The organism is Nocardia sp. NPDC003999 (assembly GCF_053604885.1).
This window is the reverse complement of the sequence record NZ_JBSGIB010000018.1, coordinates 89,322-107,219: the sequence shown is the minus strand read 5'-3', so window position 1 is coordinate 107,219 and position 17,898 is coordinate 89,322. Positions and strand designations below refer to the sequence as shown.

Here is a 17,898-nt window from a genome sequence, read left to right as displayed (position 1 = left end):
CGCTACCTGCGATGCACCCTGGCGCAAACCTGCTCGGTGAATTCGCTGGTGGATGCCAGTCCGCCGAGGTCGGCGGTGGCGATGCCCGCCTCGAAGGTCGCGGCGACGGCGCGTTCGATCCGCTCGCCCGCCCGCGCCAGGGCCATCTCGGCGTCCCGGGTCGCCAGCCAGCGCAAGAGCATCGCCGCCGACAGTTGCAGCGCCACCGGGTTCGCCCGGTTGTGCCCGGCCAGCGACGGGGCCGCGCCGTGCACCGCCTGCGCCATGGCCGCGGTGGCCGAACAGTTGAGCGATGCGGCCAGCCCGAGCGATCCGCTCAACTCACCGGCCAGGTCGGACAGGATGTCGCCGAACAGGTTCTCGGTGACCAGGACGTCGTAGTCGGAGGCGGCGCGGACCAAGTGCGCGGCCGCCGCGTCGACGTGTTCCTCATCGACCTCGATTCCCGGGTAGTCCTGGCCGACCGCACGGCAGACGTCGCGGAACAGGCCCATGGTCAGGGGCAGGACGTTGGCCTTGTGCACGATCGTCACCCGTTTGCGCCGGGTCGCGGCCAGCCGGAACGCCTGATGCGCGATCCGCTCGCAGGCGGCCCGGGTCACCAGTCCGACCGACATCGCGATGTCCGGCGTCGGCCGGAATTCCCCCGACCCGGCGAACATGTTGCGGTCGGCATAGAACCCCTCGCTGTTCTCCCGCACGATCACCAGGTCGATATCCGGGGCCGCCGCGTGCACACCCGCGAAGGCCCGCGCGGGACGGATGTTGGCGTAGAGGTCGAAATGCTTGCGGATCACCCCGCCCGGCGCGACGCGATGTTCGGCCGGATAGGACGCGTTGTCGTGCGGGCCGAGAATCCACGCGTCCACACCGGCCAGCTGCTCGAGCGTCTGCTCGGGCAGCGGAGTGCCGAACTCGGCGATGGCCTGGTGTCCCATGGCCAGCGGCACCCACTCGACCGGGGCGGCGCCCGCCGCGGACAGCGCCTCGTCGACGACCTGCCTGGCGGATCGCACCACCTCGGGGCCGATGCCGTCGCCGTCGATCAGGCCGAGTCGCAGTGCCCGGTGCGCCCGGGGTCGCTTCACGTCGTTCACCGGGACATCCTCCCGCCGGCGCGCCCGGCCGCCGGAACCGGCCCGCGGACACGCCGGTTGCGGCTACCTTCGGGAGACCATGGTGCAGTCGGTCGAACTACTCCTCGACGAGGCCGCCGACACGGAGATCCGCCGCCAGTGGCAACTGCTGGCGGAAGCAGGCGTGCCGAGCCTCGCCGCGCGCACCGACGAGTCCAACCGCCCGCACATCACCGCAGGGGTGGCCAGGCAGATCTGGCCGCGCATCGAGCAGGCGCTGGACGAGCAGGCCTTCGCGCCGATCCCCGTGCGGCTCGGCGGGCTGGTGGTCTTCGGCGCCCGCCGCTCCATCCTGGTGCGGATGGTGGTCCCGTCCGAGGCACTGCTCGCCCTGCACCGCCGGATCTTCCACACGATCTCCCCGTGCCCCGGCGTTCCGGCCAACCTGCATCCGGACGCGTGGACCCCGCACATCACCCTCGCCAGGCGGGTGCCCCCGCACCAGCTCGGCGAGGCCATCCACGCCGTCGCGCGGGACCGGGATTTCCCCGCGACGGTGCTGGGTATCCGTCGATGGGACGGGGATCAGCGACGCGAGTGGCCGGTCGGCCGGATCCGTCGTGGAAGATAACCGAGGCAGCCCGCGTTGTAGCAGGCACACCGAAACGAGAGGACGTCATGGCCACCCAGACGCTGACCCAGCACAATTTCGATGAGGTAGTCACCGGAAACGACGTGGTACTCGTCGATTTCTGGGCCGATTGGTGCGGCCCGTGCAAGAGTTTCGCACCGACTTTCGAGGCCTCCTCCACCAAGCACCCCGACGTGGTGCACGGAAAGGTCGACACCGAATCCGAGCAGGGCCTCGCGGCGGCTGCCAACATCCGCTCCATCCCGACCATCATGGCTTTCCGGGAGGGCGTGCTGGTGTTCGCGCAGCCCGGCGCGCTGCCGCCCGCGGCGCTCGAGGACCTGGTGACCCAGGTCAAGGCGCTGGACATGGACGAGGTGCGCAAGCAGCTCGCCGAGCAGCAGAAGGCCGAACAGTAGTTCGCGTGGCGCGGTGCGGCACTGCGCCACAACGGAATTCACTCGGGCCCGGGGACGGACACGCGAAAGCGGCAGTCCGTGTCCGGGCCTGTCGCACGTCAGTGGCCGGGCGCGAACCTCGGGGCGGCAGGCCGCCGCCCCGAGGCCGAATGACCCGATGTCAGGACACGCCGAGCAGGTTGACGCCCGCGATCATGGCGCGGACCGTCGACTCGGCGCCGTCGTCGGCGATCGCCGCGCCCCAGCCGCGCCTGCCGTTGCATTCGCACTGCACGAAGGTGGCGGTGCCCTCGGCGGTGCGCCGCTGGTGGAATTGCAGGATCTCGACGGGGTAGCCCTCCTCGTAGAGGGCCGAGGTCATCGCCGCGACGGGGCTGCCGGTGGCGACGACGGTCCGCAGATGCCCGGCGAACTCCAGCGTGGCGGTGAACTCCGCGGTTCTGGCGCCCGCGGGCGACCACTCGCCGAGCCGGATCGGACCGCCGTGCGCGCAGTAACGGCTGTGGAACTGCGCCGAGGTCAGCCCGGTGGCTTCGGCCCGTAGGCCCTTGGGCGCGGCGGCCTGGAACATGTCTGTATCAAGAGTCAGGATGGTCATTGAAAGTAGGTCTTCCCGAAGAATGTCGTGGCTCAGTTGACAGAGGGGACCAGCACTAACAAGTGGAAATGCCCGCAGCGAGGGGGCCGGCCCGAATCAGACCCCGCTACGGCGGGCTACTACGAGAACTCGGGGAAGCGGCGCCACCATCGCGGTGAGCGGAAGTAGCTCGGCGCGATCCTCGGACACGGAGGCGGTAGCCTGCGTTGCCACGGAGGGCCCGATGAGCGACGCCGAAAGCAAAGCGCTGTCGCGGTCTGCGACATGGAGCGCTGCGCTGCGGCGGTCGGCGGGTTTCGGCACGGCATCGAGGATAGGGACATCGCGGCGCAATAGCAACCACATTCGATGCCCGAATTGTCTACTGGCGAGTATCAAACGTGCAGTTCAGCGCGGTGCGGCCAGGGCAAGGGTAGCGTCGGTGACATGGGTCTCCTCGTGGCGATGACCATTCCCGGTCTGGCCGTCCTGCTCATCCTGTTCGCCTTCGCCGAAGTCGCCTGGAACAAACTCACCGGCGGCCGCGCGCTGCCCTGGACTCGCAAGCGGTCGGGGCTTCCGGTCGCGGCGGCGGGGTTCGAAGAGGTCACGGCGGTTTTCCAAGGCGGCAAGCACCACGAGTTCGAGCAGCGGATGACGACGCTGATGCATCGGGAGGACGCATCCGACGGCGCGCCACCCCGCGACGAGGTGGATCTCGGCGCCGGATCGGCGCGCCTGATCGTGCGACAGCCCTCGTGAAATACGCCACACGCAGTGCGATCCGGGTGACTTCACCCGGATCCCACTGGCGCAGTGTGAAATTCGTCCCTATCGGGGCAGAACCTCGTTCAGCTTTCCGGTGGCGACGTCGAAGACGAAGCCGCGGATGGAGTCCTTGTGCGGCACGAACGGGCTCGCGACGATGCGCGCGATCGATTGGCGCACATCGGTTTCCAGGTCCGAGAAAGCCTCAGCCGACCACTCGGGCTTGATGCCGGTCTCCTCCTGGATGCTCGCCTTGAAGTCGTCGTCGGTGAAGGTGAGCATGCCGCAGTCGGTGTGGTGGATCAGGATGATCTCCCTGGTTCCCAGCAGCCGCTGGCTGATGGCCAGCGAGCGGATCTCGTCGGCTGTGACGACGCCGCCGGCGTTGCGGATGACGTGCGCCTCGCCCTCGGCGAGGCCGAGCGCGCCGTAGACATTGAGCCGCGCGTCCATACACGCGACCACGGCCACGCCCTTCGCGGGCGGCAGCGGCAGCGGGCCTTGGAAGGTGCTCGCGTACGCCGCGTTGTTCTCCAGGTACTCATCGGTGACAGTCATGGGCCATCCCCTGCGCTCGGTATGCGTGAATCCCTATGTATGACCAGCCCCACGGTAGGTGGCCGCGCGGCACGGGACATGGATCCCGTTCACCGTGATTCGTTTACTTGCGCGCGGTGGCCCGATGATAGCTCTCGGGATGCCCGATGCCGGGCCCGTGCGGTGGGGCCCGGCATGTCGGTGCGGTGTGCCCGCGCCGGTCAGTGCGCGGCGGAGTCCCAGCTGCGGCCGACGCCGACGGAGACCTCCAGCGGCACCGAGAGGGCGATCGCGGCGGACATCTGCTCACACGCCAGCGCCTCGAGCGTCTCTCGTTCCCCGTCGGCGACCTCGAACAGCAGTTCGTCGTGGATCTGCAACAGCATCCTGGAGCGCAAACCCGCCTCGCGCATCGCCCGGTGCACGTTGATCATCGCCACCTTGATGATGTCGGCCGCGGTGCCCTGGATGGGGGCGTTGAGCGCCATCCGTTCGGCGGCCTCCCGGCGCTGCCGGTTGCTGGAATCCAGATCGGGCAGGTACCGGCGGCGGCCGAACAGCGTCTCGGTGTAGCCGACCTTGCGTGCCTGCTCCACCACCTCGTACAGATAGTCGCGGATGCGGCCGAAGCGGGCGAAGTAGACCTCCATCTGCTCCTTCGCCTCGGTGGTGCTGATCTTCAGCTGCGCGGACAGACCGTAGGAGCTCAACCCGTAGGCCAGGCCGTAGGACATCGCCTTGATCCGGCGGCGCAGTTCCGGGCTCACCTCGGAGATCGGGATGTCGAAGGCCTTCGACGCCACGAAGCTGTGCAGGTCCTCCCCCGAGTTGAACGCCTCGATCAGGCCCTCGTCCCCGGACAGGTGCGCCATGATCCGCATCTCGATCTGGCTGTAGTCGGCGGTCATCAGCGACTGGTACCCGGAGCCGACCACGAAGGTGTCGCGGATCTGCCTGCCGGTATCGGTGCGGATCGGGATGTTCTGCAAGTTCGGTTCGGTGGAGGACAGCCGCCCGGTGGCCGCGATCGTCTGGTTGAACGTGGTGTGGATGCGACCGTCCTCGGCGACGCACTTGAGCAGGCCGTCGACGGTGACCTTCAAGCGCGTGGCGTCGCGGTGCGTGAGCAGATGCTCCAGGAAGGGGTGCTGGGTCTTCTCGTAGAGCGATTCCAGCGCGTCCGCGTCGGTGGTGTAGCCGGTCTTGGTGCGCTTGGTCTTCGGCATGTCCAGCTCGTCGAACAACACCACCTGCAACTGCTTGGGCGAGCCCAGGTTGATCTGCTTGCCGATCACCTCGTAGGCCGCCTCGGCCGCCTCGGCCACCCGGTCGGCGAACTGCCGCTGCAGCGTCGCCAACTGGTCGGTGTCCACCGCGATGCCCGCTTCCTCCAAGGTGGACAGCACACCCAGCAGCGGCAGCTCCATGTCCGCCAGCAGCGGGGTGGACTCGATCTGGGCCAGTTCCCCGTCGAGCGCGTCGGCCAGGTCGGCGACGGCACGCGCGCGCAGCATCTGCGCCCGCGCGAGCTCGGCGTCGACGGCGTCCTCGTCGTCGAGCAGCGACAGCTGCGCGGTCTCGCCGGTCTCGGCGCGCAACTCGCGGTGCAGGTAGCGCAGTGACAGGTCGTCGAGGTTGAACGTGCGCTGGCCCGGGCGGACCAGATACGCCGCCAGCGCGGTGTCGCTGGTCAGCCCGCCCAGTGCCCAGCCGCGGCCGCGCAGGGCGTGCAGGGCGGCCTTGGCCTCGTGCAGCGCCTTCGGCACGGCCGGGTCGGCCAGCCAGGCGCCCAGCGCCGCCTCGTCCTCGGGGGTGAGCACCGTGACGTCGATGTAGCCGCTCTCGCCGTCACCTGCGGCGATGGCGAGCGCACGAACGTCACCGCCAGCCGGGGAGCCGGTGCCGAGGATCGAGACACCGTGGCGCACACCGGCTTTCGCGTGCTCGGCGAGCCAGTCCGCGACCGCGCCGATCTCCAGCGCGCCGCCGCTGATCTCGAAACCGGCCTCCGCCTCCGGCTCCGGCGGAGCCAGCGTCTCGAACAGCCGGTCGCGCAGCACGCGGAATTCGAGATCGTCGAACAGCTGATGGATCTTCTCGCGATCCCACGGCCCCTGCGCCAGCTGATCGGGGGTGTACGGCAGCGGCACCTCCCGCATCAGCTCGGTGAGCTGCCGGTTGAGCACCACGCTGCTCAGATTGGCCCGCAGCGCGTCGCCGACCTTGCCTTTCACCTGGTCGACCTTCTCGACCAGCGTGTTCAGGTCGCCGTACTCGCGGATCCACTTGGCCGCGGTCTTCTCCCCCACGCCGGGAATGCCGGGCAGGTTGTCACTCGGATCGCCGCGCAGCGCCGCGTAGTCGGGGTACTGGTTGGGCGTGAGGCCGTATTTGGCCATCACTTCGTCAGGGGTGAACCGGGTGAGGTCGGACACGCCCTTGCGCGGGTACAGCACCGTGACGTTCTCGTTCACCAACTGGATGGAGTCCCGGTCGCCGGTGACGATGAGCACGCGGAAACCCGCGGCCGTCGCCTGCGTGGTGAGCGTGGCGATGATGTCGTCGGCCTCGAAGCCCTCGATCGCCATCACCGGAATGCCCAGCGCGCCCAATACGTCCTTGGTGAGTTCCACCTGCCCGCGGAACTCGTCCGGCGTGGTGGTGCGGTTGGCTTTGTACTCCGGATACGCCTCGGCGCGGAAGGTCTGGCGCGACACGTCGAACGCCGCGGCCACATGCGTCGGCTTCTCGTCGCGCAGCAGGTTGATCAGCATCGCGGTGAAGCCGTAGACCGCGTTGGTGGTCTGCCCGGTGACCGTCTTGAAATTCTCCGCCGGTAGCGCGAAGAACGCGCGATAGGCGATCGAATGCCCGTCCAGCAACAGCAGCGTCGGCCGGTCTCCCGAGCCGGGATCGCCGGAGCCGGACGCGGGGGCAGGACGCGGAGCGGTCGTGGGTGAACTCACGCCCCAGAGTCTAGGGACCGGCACCGACAAGGCGATACGCCGACACCCGGCAGCCGGAGCCGCCGGGACCGGATTCCGGTCCGCGGGGCGCGAGTACCGGTCGCGCCCCGCGCCGTCAGAGTGTGCCCGCCAGTTCCCGCAGCACCGGCAGACTCACCGATCCGGAGCCGAGCACCACGTCGTGGAAGGCCTTGATGTCGAAGTCCGCGCCGAGCCGCTCGGTGGCCGCCACCCGCTGGCGCAGGATTTCCAGCTGCCCGATCTTGTAGCCGACCGCCTGCCCCGGCATCGCGATGTAGCGGTCCACCTCCACGGTGATCTCGGCCAGCCCGACCGGCGCGTTGGCCACCATGAAGTCGATGGCCTGCTGCCTGCTCCAGCCTTTCGCGTGCAGGCCGGTGTCGACCACCAACCGGCAGGAGCGCCAGGAATCGCCCGCCAGCATGCCCAGGCGGCCGAGATCGTCCTCGTACAAACCCATCTCGTCGGCAAGCCGCTCGGTGTAGAGTGCCCAGCCCTCGACGAAGGCGGTGTTGGCGAAGGACTGGCGCTGGAAACGCGGCAGGTGATCGAGTTCGTTGGCGATGGTGAGTTGCAGATGATGACCGGGGATCGCCTCGTGGTAGGCCACCGACGCGGTCTCGAAGCGCCCACGGCCGGAGGGATGGTGCTGGTTGACGAAGTACGTGCCCGGCCTGGACCCGTCGGCGGCCGGCGGGAAGTAATACGCCGCAGGCGAATCCGCGGCCAGGAACTCCGGCACCGGGACGATGTCGCAGGACTCCTTCGGCAGGCGCCCGAACCAGTTCCCCATTTCGGCGGTCGCCACGGCCAGGGCGCGGCGGGCGTCGAACATGATCTGCTCGGCGTCGTCGTAGCGCAGCGCGGGATCGTCGCGCAGCCGACCGAAGATCGCACCGAGATCGCCGGTGCCGAACAGGCGCGCGCCCACCGTCGCGTATTCCTCGCGCAGCTTCGCCAGCTCGGCGAGGCCGAGTTCGTGGATCTCGTCGGCGCCGAGATCGGGCAGCGTGGTGTGGTGGCGCAGCAGCCGCCGGTAGATGTCCTCGCCGTCGGCGCCGAGCCAGCACAGGCCCGGCTGGTCGTCGGGACGCGCGGCGGGCAGCAGTTCGTCGTACAGCGCGTCGCGGTAGACCTGGAACGCAGGCCGGATGACATCCCGCGTCACCTCGGTCAATTCCGAGCGCCATGCGGCCTCGCCGTCCCAGCCCTCCGGACCGGCGAAGGTGACGAACGGATCGGCGGCCACGTCGGAATCCAGGTAGCCGTCCAGCTGATTGAGCGAGCGCTCGATGGCGATCCGGGCGGGCGTGCGGCCCGCGGCCAGTCCCGCGCGGAACCGCTCCACGGCCTGGCCGAGCATGTCCCCGAACTGGCGGTAGCGGCGTACCAGCGCCAGCGCGTGCTCCGGCCGCGGCGCGTTCGTCTGCGGCGCCACCATCAGCACGCCCGCGTGCACGCCGTTCATCTGGTCGGAGGCCAGTTCCAGCGGCCGCCACTCCAGATGCTCGACCGCACCGTTCAATTCGGTGCGCAGCAAGCTGCGGGTGATGCGGTCGCCCTGGCTCAACCCCTCGGCGTCGAGCGCGTCGACCGCGCGCAGCAGGTCGCGCCAGGTCGACAGCAACCGCTGTTCGGCGTCGACGGACAGATCCTCGATCCGATCGTCGAAGCGGCGGTCGCCGAGCAGGGTCGCCTCGCTCGGCGCCGCCTCGAGGACGCTGTCCCAGTACCGCTCGGCCAAGCTCATCAGCTCGTCGTGACCATCCATGGTCACGATCATGCCTCGAGCCAGGCCGCGCGGCACCGGAGTCTGCGGCGAGCCAGGCGAAGCCGCCCTAGCGAAGGCGGAGGTACGCCTAGCCCACGCCTAGCCCACGCCGAGATACGCCGATTTCACCGCGGGATCGGTGAGCAATTCCGCGCCGCGGCCGGTCTTGGTGACCTCACCGGTCTCCATGATGTAGGCGCGGTCGCTGCGGGCCAGCGCCTGCTGTGCGTTCTGCTCCACCAGCAGCACCGTGGTGCCCTGCTGGTTGATCTCGCCGATGATCCGGAAGATCTGCTGGATCACCATGGGCGCCAACCCCATCGACGGTTCGTCGAGCAGCAGCAGCCGCGGCCGCGCCATCAGCGCGCGGGCGATGGCCAGCATCTGCTGCTCACCGCCGGAGAGCGTGCCGCCGACCTGCTTGCGCCGCTCCAGCAACCGGGGAAAGAGCTCGAACACCCACTCCAAGGTCCGGTCGTACTCGGCCTTCTGCTTGAAACCTCGTCCGTAGCAACCCATGTCGAGGTTTTCCTGCACCGTCATGCCGGGGAAGACGCCCCGGCCCTCCGGCGCTTGGATCAACCCGTGCAGCACCCGCTCGTGCGCCTTCATCTGGGTGATGTCGCGACCCTCGAACAGGATCCGGCCACGCGTCAACGGCAGCAGTCCCGACATCGCGCGCATCGTGGTCGTCTTGCCCGCGCCGTTGGCGCCGAGCAGGGTGACCAGCTCGCCCTCCGCGACGGTCAGCGAGATCCCGTGCAGCGCTTGGATCCTGCCGTAGTTGACGACCATGCCCTCGACTTCGAGCAGCGGTGTGCCCGCTGCGGTCTCGCGTGCCGTCTCCGCCACCGGCTCGGTGGCCGCCGCCTTGGCGAGCGGCACCGCATCCGGCTCGGGCCCGGACGGCGCGACATCCCCGGACGCGCCGTCTTCGCCCGTGGCGGAGCCGGTTTCGACCGCTTCGGCGTCCGGCACGCCGAGATACGCGGCGATCACGGCGGGGTCGTCCTTGATGTCCCCGGGGAGCCCGTCGGCGATCTTGCGGCCGAACTCCAGCACCACGATCCGGTCGGTCACGCCCATCACCAGCCGCATGTCGTGCTCGATGAGCAGCACGGTGAACCCGTCGTCGCGGATCTTGCGGATCAGGTCCATGAGCGCGGACTTCTCGCTCGGATTGAACCCGGCCGCTGGCTCGTCCAGGCACAGCAGCTTCGGCTCGGTGGCCAGCGCGCGGGCGATCTCCAGGCGACGCTGGTCGCCGTAGGACAGGTTGCGCGCCTTCTCCACCGCGCGCGGAGCGATCCCGACGAACTCCAGCAGCGCCATACCGCGCTCGATGGCGTCGCGTTCCTCGCGCCGATGCCGCGGCGTCCGGAACACCGCGCCCGGCACCGAGGTCTTGTGCCGCGCGTCGGTGCCGACCACAACGTTCTCCAGCGCGGTCATCTCACCGAACAGGCGCACGTTCTGGAACGTGCGGGCGATGCCGAGGCGAGTGATCGCGTTGCGTTTGGTCTTGGTCAGCGGTTTGCCGTCGAAGTAGACCAGTCCGGAGGCGGGTTGGTAGACGCCGGTGATCGCGTTGAAGCACGTGGTCTTGCCGGCGCCGTTGGGTCCGATGAGACCGAGGATCTCGCCGCGGCGGATCTCGAAGCTCACCTGGTCCAGCGCGGTGAGCCCGCCGAACTGCACCGTGAGGCCCTCGGTCCGCAGCAGCGGCGCACCCACCGCGGTCTCGATCTCGCGGCGCGGGGCGACCACTTCCGCCACGGTCTCCGCGTCGGCGAGTTCCGGGATCACCTGGGTGACGTCGACCGTGCCCGCGGACTCGGCCTGTGGCTCGGCAGCGTAGCCCGCGGCCATGTCCTCGTTGTCGAACAGCGCGTCGCCCGCACCCGGCCCGGTCATCGGCCCGCTCCGATCGGCTCGACGGGGGCCGGTCTGCGCACGGCCTGGTACACCTGCCTGCCGTAGGTGAGCAGCTTCTGCCGCACCGGGAACAGACCCTGCGGACGCAGAATCATCATCACCACCAACGCGATGCCGAAGTACAGATATTTGAGGTCGCCCAGCGACTGCGCGCCGCCCTTGCGGAACAGCAGCACACTGCCGAGCAGCAGCAATGCCAGCACGCCGGTCACCACCATCGCGGTGATCACGCCGCGCCGCGGCCATACGCTCAGCCGGCCCGACCACAGCCGCCACGCGACGATCAGCGCGACGAACACCGCGACATCGATCGCCAGCAGGACGTACCCGGTCGACTCGTTGCTCACCAGGTTCACCGACTGCAACCTTGCGGGCAGATAGGCGATCACGAACGCGCCGAAGATCACCCCGAGCTTGTTGCCCTGCCCGCCGATGACCACCGCGCACAGGAACAGCATCGAGTTGATGATGTTGAACCCGGTGGGATTGATGAACTGCACCTGTCCGGCGTAGATCGCGCCGGACATGCCGCCCACCGCGGCGCCGATCATGAACGCCCACAGCTTGAACTTGAACGTCGGCACGCCCATGATCTCGGCCGCGTCCTCGTCCTCGCGGATGGCGACCCAAGCGCGGCCGACGCGGCTGCGCTCCAGGTTCCCGACCACCAGCAGCACGATCACCACCAGCACCATGCCGAGCCAGTACCAATAGGTGCCGTAGCCGGCGCGGTCGAGCAGGTCGGCGCTGTCCGGGTTGCCGCTGTTGCCGCCGGAGAACACGCCTTCCGGTCTGCTCGCGGACTCGCCGACGTGCGGGTACGCGACACCCGACAGGCCGAGGCTGCCGTTGGTGATCTCGGTGAGGTTCTCCGCGAGCAACCGGACGATCTCACCGAAGCCGAGCGTCACGATCGCCAGGTAGTCGCCGCGCAGGCGCAGCGTCGGCGAACCGAGGATCAGACCGGACACCGCGGTCACCGCGACCGCGATCGGCAGGCACGCCAGCCAGGCCCATTTCGGATCGAGCCAGCCGCCGTCGGTCTGGTTCCACGGGCTGTTGGGGCTGGTGAGCAGGCCGACGGTGTAGGCGCCGACCGCGTAGAAGCCGACGTAGCCGAGATCGAGCAGGCCCGCCTGCCCGACCACGACATTGAGGCCGATGGCCAGCAGCGCGTACATCGCGACCTGCGCCATCACCAGGCCGAAATTGTAGGAAGGGGTGTTCAGCAGCGGCGGCGGGAACAGCGGGAGCAAGGCGAGCAGGAGCAGGATCGGGACGCCGACGCCCCACTGCGCGGGCCTGCTCAAGCCGTCCCACCAGGTCCTGATCGCGTCCCCGAGGCCGCGGCGCGCGGGGTCCGGCGTGGACGCCGTCGTAGTCGTGTCGGTCATGCGCGCGCCCTTCCGAGACTCTCGCCGAGGATGCCCGTCGGGCGAACCATCAGCACCAGAACGAGCACCACGAACGCGACCACGTCACGCCACTCGGTGCCGAACAGCATCTGGCCGTACTGCTCCACCACGCCGAGCACCAGACCGCCCAGCAGCGCGCCGCGCAGGTTGCCGATGCCGCCGAGCACCGCGGCGCTGAACGCCTTGATACCGAGGATGAATCCGCCGGAGTAGATGATCCCGTTCGGGATCTTCAGCGTGTACAGCATCGCCGCCGCGCCCGCGAGCACACCGCCGATGAGGAAGGTCAGCATGATGACCCGCTCCCGCGAAACGCCCATCAACGTCGCGGTGTCGGGATCCTGCGCCACGGCGCGGATACCGCGCCCGAACTTGGTCCGGTTGATCAGGACCTCGGTGACGATCGCCAGCGCCACGGCCGCGATCACGATGAGCAGCATGATGTTGGTGACGTCCGCGCCGCCGAAACTGAACTGCACGGTGGGCTCGACGAGCCGGATGGCCTGCTGCGCGTTGGTGCCGCCGAGATCGGGGCGGATCTTCGGCAGCACGAAGTGCACCAGTTCCTGGAGGACGAACGACATGCCGATCGCGGTGATCAGGAAGGCCAGCGGTTTGGCGCCGCGCTTGCGCAGCGGACGATAGGCCACCCGCTCCAATCCGACGGCCGCGCCTCCGGATACGAGCATGCCCACCACCATCGCCAAGCCCAGGTACACGACCGTGAGCGCCACGCCCTGGGTGTAGGCGTCGGGGCCTGCCGTGAATCCGAAGATCATCAATCCGATCAACTGGCCGAACAACCCGAGCATGAAAATTTCCGAATGGGCGAAATTGATCAGCCGCAATACGCCGTACACCAAGGTGTAGCCCACGGCGACCAAGGCATAGATGGCGCCATAGGTCACGCCGTCGACGGTCAGCCGCCAGAAATTATCGATCAGGCCCTCGTAGTTGAAGTCGACCGAGCCGGCCGCAAGTTGTACCCCGGCGGCCAATGCCGTTTGTTTCATTTATTTCTGCCCTCATCCATTCGCCCACCGAACAACGGCACGTACGGGGATTCGTCCGAATCCCCGTACGTGCCGTGCGCCCGGGATCCGGGGCTACTTGACCTCGTACACCCAGATCAGCGCGTTCGACAGTTCACCGTTCGGGTTCCACTTGTACTGACGCGCGAGGCCGGCACCGTCGTACGTCCGCACATAGTCGAGCAGGTCCGGGCGGGTGACCTTCCCGCCGTCGATGCCCTTGGCCAGGATCGTGGTCAGGTCGTAGGCCTCGACCGAGTAGACGCCCGGCGCCTGACCGTTGAGCGCCTCGTAGTCCTTGGCGAACTTCTCCGGGGCCGGACCGCACGGGCACGACAGCTTCGCGCCCTTGGCCGCGCTGCCCGCCTGGGCGACGAACTGCGGGTCGTTGGTGCCGTCGGCGGAGACGAAGACCGCCTTCACGCCACCGGACTTCAACTGCTGGGCCAGCGGCGCGGCCTCGGAGTAGTAGCCGGAGTAGAAGATGGCGTCCGGATTCGCCGCCGCCACCTTGGTGACCGTCGCGGAGAAGTCCTTGTCGCCCTTCTTGATGCTGGCCGCGCACGCCGGGTCCGCGGCGGCGCCGAGGCCTTCGGTGATGGACTTCGCCAGGCCGGTGCCGTAGTCGGTGTTGTCCTGGATGACGCAGACCTTCTTGTAGCCGGCACTGTTGACCAGGTACTTCGCCACCGAGGGACCCTGCACGTCGTCGTTGGCCAGACCGCGGAAGAAGGTGGTCCAGCCGTTCTGGGTCAGCGTCGCGTTGGTCGCCGACGAAGTGACCGAGACCAGGCCCGCGTCGCTGAGGATCTTGCCGGTCGCCTTCGTCTCACCGGAGAAGGCGGGACCGACCAGGCCGATGATCGAGCGGTCGTTGACGATCTGCGGGATCACCTGGGTGGCCTTCTGCGGGTCGCCCTCGGTGTCGAACTGCTTGAGCTCGATCTTGCAGCCGGGGTTGGCCTTGTTGTGCTTGTCCAGGGCCAGCTTGACGCCGTTGACGATGTTGATGCCGAGCGCGGCGTCGGGGCCGGTCAGCGCGCCCGCCATCGCGATGGCCGTGCCCGGCGCGCAGGTCGCCTTGCCGTCGCCCGCGGGATCGGCCGCCGTGGCCGCGTCGGCCTTCGGCACTTCCTTGCCCTGCTGGTCGACCTGCAGAACCGGCTGGATGGAGAGGCCGCCCGCCCCGCTGGTACCCGAGGAATCCGAACCGCTGCTGGTGGATTTGTCGCTACAACCCGTCAGCACCAGCGCGGCGGCGGCGCCGACGGCCAGAACAGCTCGCGTCGAGCGACTGCGCCATGTCGAACTAAGCACGTTTCACCTCATCTAAGTTCTGTGCTCCCCCGGGATCGCCGAGGAGGCCGACTCACATCAGCCCGGTCAGAACATAGCGTCGGTACGTTAGTTCCGCATCACATTCGGATCATGCGCGCGACATCGTTTCGAATTCTTGTTCACGACTACGTTTCGTTCGCGTAAATTTTCCCGCGAACGGCGCCGTCACTTCGGTGTCAGGTTCTCCAGCACTACCTCGGCGACCGCCTTCATCGTCGTGCGGCGGTCCATTGCGGTGCGCTGAATCCACTTGAACGCCTGCGGCTCCGAAAGGCCCTGCGTCTGCATCAGCACACCCTTGGCACGCTCCACCAGTTTGCGCGTCTCGAGTCGCTCGGCGAGATTCGCGACCTCGCTCTCCAGCGCGGTGATCTCGTGGAAGCGACTGGCGGCCAATTCGATGGCGGGCACCAGATCCGATTTCGTGAACGGCTTCACCAGGTAGGCCATCGCACCCGCGTCACGGGCCCGCTCCACCAGATCGCGCTGGCTGAACGCGGTCAGGATGACCACCGGGGCAACGCGTTTCGACGCGATCTCCGCCGCCGCGTCGATCCCGTCACGGCGCGGCATCTTCACGTCCATGATGACCAGATCGGGCCGGTGCTCGACGGCGAGGTCCACCGCCTGCTGGCCGTCACCCGCCTCGCCGACCACCTGATAGCCCTCTTCGGTCAGCATCTCGACCAGATCCATGCGAATGAGCGCCTCGTCCTCGGCGACGACGACCCGCTTCGCCCCGGCGTCCTTCTTGGTGCCGGCGCCCCCAGCTGCTGTGCTCATAGGTAGACCCCTCTGGTTCCGATGCCCTGTACCCGACCCAACCAAAGGAAAGCCGCGCTCGCACGGGGCGAGCTCCGGCCATCCTTCGGGCTGTCGAGTGATGTAAAGAGTACCTTTCACTTCGGCATAGAACGCATATACCCTGCGCAAACCGCGCCTCCGCGCCGTTCGGGCCAACCCATTTCCGTCCACGCCACCCGACCCGCTATAGTTCCACCCGGTGCGCCGAGTTGGCGGAACTGGCAGACGCGACGGTCTCAAAAACCGTTGTCCGAAAGGACGTGTGGGTTCGAGTCCCACACTCGGCACCAAGGTGGAACGCGATCTCTGCGATTGCCACTCCCTGATCCCGTCACGCGGCCCCCGCCGAGCGCAAGCGCGGTGCCACACCACGTGATGCCACGGCCACGCCTCCGCCTAAACGTCCGGCGTCGTCGGCTGCCGCAGCTTCGGCCGTGGTTGCCGTGCTTCGGCGTCTTCGGCGGTTCTGATCACCTCGCGAAGGGTTTCCCGGGCCTGCGCCAGGTCGGTCGCACGGTGATCGAGCCGGACCAGCTGGGTGCGTAGCTTCTCCAGCACCCCGGGGCAAGGGCGCAGGGAGCCCTCGTCCAGAGCGCAGGGCAGCACTTGTCGAACCAAGCGCGTCGACAGGCCCGCGGCCAGTAAGGCCCGGATCTGCCGGACGGTCTGTTCCGCGGTGCGGTCGTAGTCGCGGTAGCCATTGGCCTGCCGCTGCGGTGTGAGCAAACCGGCGTGCTCGTAGTAGCGCAGCTGACGTTCGCTGGCGCCGGTGCGTTCGGCCAATTCTCCGATCAACATGCGACGTCACTCCCGATCTCTTGACCTTGCACTGCGTCAACCTTCAACACTGCACCCGCGGCCCTATTCCTCGAACGCCACGGGAGGCATCCCTTGATCATCGACGCGCACAGCCATGTTCACGACCCGGTGCGGACTCATATCGAACTCATGGACGAAGCGGGAGTGGACCGGGCGGTGCTGTTCGCCACACGTCCGCATCCGGAACGGGCGACCGATCTCGTGTCGCTCCGAAACGAGATGAGCGCTTTGACCGCTGCCCTCGACGGGCGCGGGAAAGACGCCGACAGCTACCGCCTGGCGTGGCAGGAACTCGACGCGGCGCTCGCGGCATATCCCGATCGTTTCATCGGCTTCGGCACGGTGCGGCTCGATCTGCCCGCGTCGGAGATCGCCGAGTACGTGTACCGCGAGGTGGTCGGCCGAGGCCTGCGCGGCATCGGCGAACTGACACCACAGCCCGACAACGCGGCGCGGATCGAACCGGTCCTGCGAGCCGCCGCCGACCACGGGGGCCTTCCGGTGGTGGTCCATGGATTCGCCCCGACCACGGCCCGGGACTTGAGAACTCTGGCGGACCTCGCACGTCGGCATTCGACCGTTCCACTGATCATCAGCCAGATGGGCGGGCTCAACTGGCTGTCGGCCATCGAATTGGTCCGTGAAATTCCGAACATGTACCTCGAACTGTCCACCGCCAACGTCATATTCGCTGTTCGGCTCGCGATCGACGAAATTCCCGACCGTACTCTGTTCGGCTCGGACGCCCCCTACGGCGACCCTTTCCTGGCCCGCGCCACGGTGGAACGCGTCACCGCTTCGGGCGAAGTGCGGGAACGCGTGCTCGGCGGAACCATCGCCCGGCTACTGGAACTCTGACACCGACCGGTCACTGCGATGGCAACTGCCGACACCCGCCGAAGCCGTGATCGACACGCCCCGGCCACTGTCGCAGCCAACCGTGTACCAGCGGATGGCGATGGGTACTCGACGGCCGGGGCGATATCGCGGATGGCGAGCATGCGTCCTCATCGAACCGATCCGAGTGTCGAATCGTTGTCCCTGTGGCGGCATTCGACATCCGGGGCCAGCGGAGGTATGCGATGCGAGTGAACAGGACCACCGTGGATCTGTCGGAGTATCCGGATCTGGTGGTCATCTATATCGGCATGCGGGTGCGGCGGCCTCGGGGGATGCTGCGGTTGCTCGGGCTGGGGCCGAAACTCTATCGCTCGCACAAGGATCGTCCGGACGGGTTGCTGCTGCACGAAGATCTCGTGTGGGCGCTGTTCCCGCCGCATTGGGGCGCACGGCAGTACTGGCGTGATCTCGAGAGCCTCGAAGCCTGGACCCGGACGGCGCCACATCGGGACTGGTGGCGGGAGTTCCTGCGCGACTCCGGCGGCACCGGCTTCTGGCACGAGGCGTACTTCGCTCGTGGCGGCATCGATGCCATGTACGACGACATGGACCCCGCGACAGGACTCGCGCGGTTCGCGCCCGTGGTCGCCTCGCGCGGTCAGCGCTTCTCCACTCGCGGTCGGGTCCAGGGCAGACCGGCCGGGGTCGAGCCCGTGGTGAGCGAAAACGTTTACTACGGCAGCAAATCCGAGTAGTCTGCGCGCGCTGTCATATCACGAAGCAATCACAATGCAGCGTTTGAATGCCTGCGCGCCGGGGTACAGCAAGAAGGAGAATCGAACAGCACCACTCCTCGGAGTGACGTACGTCGCAGGCCAGAGGCCGGAAGCGGCGTACTTCGTGTACGGCGCGCTACGAGCAGATGAATATGTTGTTCCCACATGTGGGAC

At 68.0% G+C, this 17,898-nt stretch carries 16 protein-coding genes, 1 tRNA gene and 1 pseudogene; 6 read left to right on the top strand and 12 right to left on the bottom strand.

Annotation, left to right across the window (positions count from 1 at the left end):
• Positions 1 to 2: 2 nt before the first annotated feature.
• Positions 3 to 1,097, bottom strand: coding sequence for an isocitrate/isopropylmalate dehydrogenase family protein (locus tag ACWESM_RS28230; protein WP_355078239.1), 1,095 nt, complete (start codon positions 1,095 to 1,097; stop codon positions 3 to 5).
• A gap of 79 nt (positions 1,098 to 1,176) precedes the next feature.
• On the opposite strand from ACWESM_RS28230, the gene ACWESM_RS28225 reads away from it, so the two are divergent.
• The gene (locus tag ACWESM_RS28225; RefSeq protein WP_355078240.1) at positions 1,177 to 1,707 is read left to right on the top strand and encodes a 2'-5' RNA ligase family protein; all 531 of its coding nucleotides are present in this window, start codon (positions 1,177 to 1,179) and stop codon (positions 1,705 to 1,707) included.
• Between the two features lie 47 nt (positions 1,708 to 1,754).
• Positions 1,755 to 2,126 carry a thioredoxin gene (gene trxA, locus ACWESM_RS28220; RefSeq protein WP_355078241.1) on the top strand — a complete coding sequence of 124 codons (372 nt, stop codon included), beginning with the start codon at positions 1,755 to 1,757 and terminating at the stop codon, positions 2,124 to 2,126.
• Between the two features lie 160 nt (positions 2,127 to 2,286).
• Here the strand turns inward: trxA and ACWESM_RS28215 are convergent, their stop codons facing one another.
• Positions 2,287 to 2,697, bottom strand: coding sequence for a 2-keto-3-deoxygluconate kinase (locus tag ACWESM_RS28215; protein WP_452494290.1), 411 nt, complete (start codon positions 2,695 to 2,697; stop codon positions 2,287 to 2,289).
• 453 nt (positions 2,698 to 3,150) lie between these two features.
• On the opposite strand from ACWESM_RS28215, the gene ACWESM_RS28210 reads away from it, so the two are divergent.
• Positions 3,151 to 3,465, top strand: a complete 315-nt coding sequence (locus ACWESM_RS28210) for a DUF6191 domain-containing protein (RefSeq protein ID WP_355078243.1) — start codon at positions 3,151 to 3,153, stop codon at positions 3,463 to 3,465.
• 69 nt (positions 3,466 to 3,534) lie between these two features.
• Here the strand turns inward: ACWESM_RS28210 and ACWESM_RS28205 are convergent, their stop codons facing one another.
• The 9 genes and pseudogenes from ACWESM_RS28205 to ACWESM_RS28165 all read right to left on the bottom strand — a co-directional run bounded on the left by ACWESM_RS28205 (position 3,535) and on the right by ACWESM_RS28165 (position 15,268).
• Positions 3,535 to 4,029 carry a beta-class carbonic anhydrase gene (locus tag ACWESM_RS28205; RefSeq protein ID WP_355078244.1) on the bottom strand — a complete coding sequence of 165 codons (495 nt, stop codon included), beginning with the start codon at positions 4,027 to 4,029 and terminating at the stop codon, positions 3,535 to 3,537.
• Between the two features lie 200 nt (positions 4,030 to 4,229).
• Positions 4,230 to 6,974 (bottom strand): DNA polymerase I, encoded by a 2,745-nt coding sequence (gene polA / locus ACWESM_RS28200; protein WP_364430418.1) that lies wholly within the window; start codon positions 6,972 to 6,974, stop codon positions 4,230 to 4,232.
• A gap of 115 nt (positions 6,975 to 7,089) precedes the next feature.
• A complete protein-coding gene (locus ACWESM_RS28195) occupies positions 7,090 to 8,778 on the bottom strand; it encodes a DUF885 domain-containing protein (RefSeq protein WP_452494287.1) in 1,689 nt (562 codons plus the stop codon).
• Between the two features lie 87 nt (positions 8,779 to 8,865).
• Entirely contained in the window at positions 8,866 to 9,561 is a 696-nt protein-coding gene (locus tag ACWESM_RS28190) for an ABC transporter ATP-binding protein (RefSeq protein ID WP_245562527.1), read from the bottom strand.
• A gap of 162 nt (positions 9,562 to 9,723) precedes the next feature.
• Positions 9,724 to 10,680: pseudogene (locus ACWESM_RS28185) on the bottom strand (ABC transporter ATP-binding protein); the annotation flags it as partial.
• Positions 10,677 to 12,095, bottom strand: a complete 1,419-nt coding sequence (locus ACWESM_RS28180) for a branched-chain amino acid ABC transporter permease (RefSeq protein WP_452494285.1) — start codon at positions 12,093 to 12,095, stop codon at positions 10,677 to 10,679. The gene ACWESM_RS28180 and the pseudogene ACWESM_RS28185, both read right to left, overlap by 4 nt.
• The gene (locus tag ACWESM_RS28175) at positions 12,092 to 13,129 is read right to left on the bottom strand and encodes a branched-chain amino acid ABC transporter permease (RefSeq protein WP_355078248.1); all 1,038 of its coding nucleotides are present in this window, start codon (positions 13,127 to 13,129) and stop codon (positions 12,092 to 12,094) included. Before ACWESM_RS28175 ends, ACWESM_RS28180 begins: the two co-directional genes overlap by 4 nt.
• A gap of 93 nt (positions 13,130 to 13,222) precedes the next feature.
• A complete protein-coding gene (locus ACWESM_RS28170) occupies positions 13,223 to 14,464 on the bottom strand; it encodes a branched-chain amino acid ABC transporter substrate-binding protein (RefSeq protein WP_379255589.1) in 1,242 nt (413 codons plus the stop codon).
• Positions 14,465 to 14,650: 186 nt separating this feature from the next.
• A complete protein-coding gene (locus ACWESM_RS28165; RefSeq protein ID WP_039797267.1) occupies positions 14,651 to 15,268 on the bottom strand; it encodes an ANTAR domain-containing response regulator in 618 nt (205 codons plus the stop codon).
• Between the two features lie 224 nt (positions 15,269 to 15,492).
• On the opposite strand from ACWESM_RS28165, the gene ACWESM_RS28160 reads away from it, so the two are divergent.
• Positions 15,493 to 15,579, top strand: a tRNA-Leu gene (locus ACWESM_RS28160).
• 106 nt (positions 15,580 to 15,685) lie between these two features.
• Here the strand turns inward: ACWESM_RS28160 and ACWESM_RS28155 are convergent.
• Positions 15,686 to 16,087, bottom strand: a complete 402-nt coding sequence (locus ACWESM_RS28155) for a MerR family transcriptional regulator (RefSeq protein ID WP_355078249.1) — start codon at positions 16,085 to 16,087, stop codon at positions 15,686 to 15,688.
• 93 nt (positions 16,088 to 16,180) lie between these two features.
• Here ACWESM_RS28155 and ACWESM_RS28150 point away from each other — a divergent pair, with 93 nt between their 5' ends.
• Together ACWESM_RS28150 and ACWESM_RS28145 are read left to right on the top strand one after the other, a co-directional pair.
• A complete protein-coding gene (locus ACWESM_RS28150) occupies positions 16,181 to 16,966 on the top strand; it encodes an amidohydrolase family protein (RefSeq protein WP_364430430.1) in 786 nt (261 codons plus the stop codon).
• Positions 16,967 to 17,190: 224 nt separating this feature from the next.
• Positions 17,191 to 17,703 (top strand): monooxygenase family protein, encoded by a 513-nt coding sequence (locus tag ACWESM_RS28145; RefSeq protein ID WP_452494281.1) that lies wholly within the window; start codon positions 17,191 to 17,193, stop codon positions 17,701 to 17,703.
• The last annotated feature ends 195 nt before the right edge of the window (positions 17,704 to 17,898 follow it).

Excerpts from the sequence above, each read along its gene's own strand:
- ACWESM_RS28190 (WP_245562527.1), bottom strand. The coding sequence starts at position 9,561 with ATGGTCGTCAACTACGGCAGGATCCAAGCGCTGCACGGGATCTCGCTG.
- ACWESM_RS28155 (WP_355078249.1), bottom strand. The coding sequence starts at position 16,087 with ATGTTGATCGGAGAATTGGCCGAACGCACCGGCGCCAGCGAACGTCAG.
- ACWESM_RS28225 (WP_355078240.1), top strand. The coding sequence starts at position 1,177 with ATGGTGCAGTCGGTCGAACTACTCCTCGACGAGGCCGCCGACACGGAG.
- ACWESM_RS28180 (WP_452494285.1), bottom strand. The coding sequence starts at position 12,095 with ATGACCGACACGACTACGACGGCGTCCACGCCGGACCCCGCGCGCCGC.
- ACWESM_RS28210 (WP_355078243.1), top strand. The coding sequence starts at position 3,151 with ATGGGTCTCCTCGTGGCGATGACCATTCCCGGTCTGGCCGTCCTGCTC.
- ACWESM_RS28165 (WP_039797267.1), bottom strand. The coding sequence starts at position 15,268 with ATGAGCACAGCAGCTGGGGGCGCCGGCACCAAGAAGGACGCCGGGGCG.
- trxA (WP_355078241.1), top strand. The coding sequence starts at position 1,755 with ATGGCCACCCAGACGCTGACCCAGCACAATTTCGATGAGGTAGTCACC.
- ACWESM_RS28175 (WP_355078248.1), bottom strand. The coding sequence starts at position 13,129 with ATGAAACAAACGGCATTGGCCGCCGGGGTACAACTTGCGGCCGGCTCG.
- ACWESM_RS28205 (WP_355078244.1), bottom strand. The coding sequence starts at position 4,029 with ATGACTGTCACCGATGAGTACCTGGAGAACAACGCGGCGTACGCGAGC.
- ACWESM_RS28145 (WP_452494281.1), top strand. The coding sequence starts at position 17,191 with ATGCGAGTGAACAGGACCACCGTGGATCTGTCGGAGTATCCGGATCTG.
- ACWESM_RS28195 (WP_452494287.1), bottom strand. The coding sequence starts at position 8,778 with ATGATCGTGACCATGGATGGTCACGACGAGCTGATGAGCTTGGCCGAG.
- ACWESM_RS28215 (WP_452494290.1), bottom strand. The coding sequence starts at position 2,697 with ATGTTCCAGGCCGCCGCGCCCAAGGGCCTACGGGCCGAAGCCACCGGG.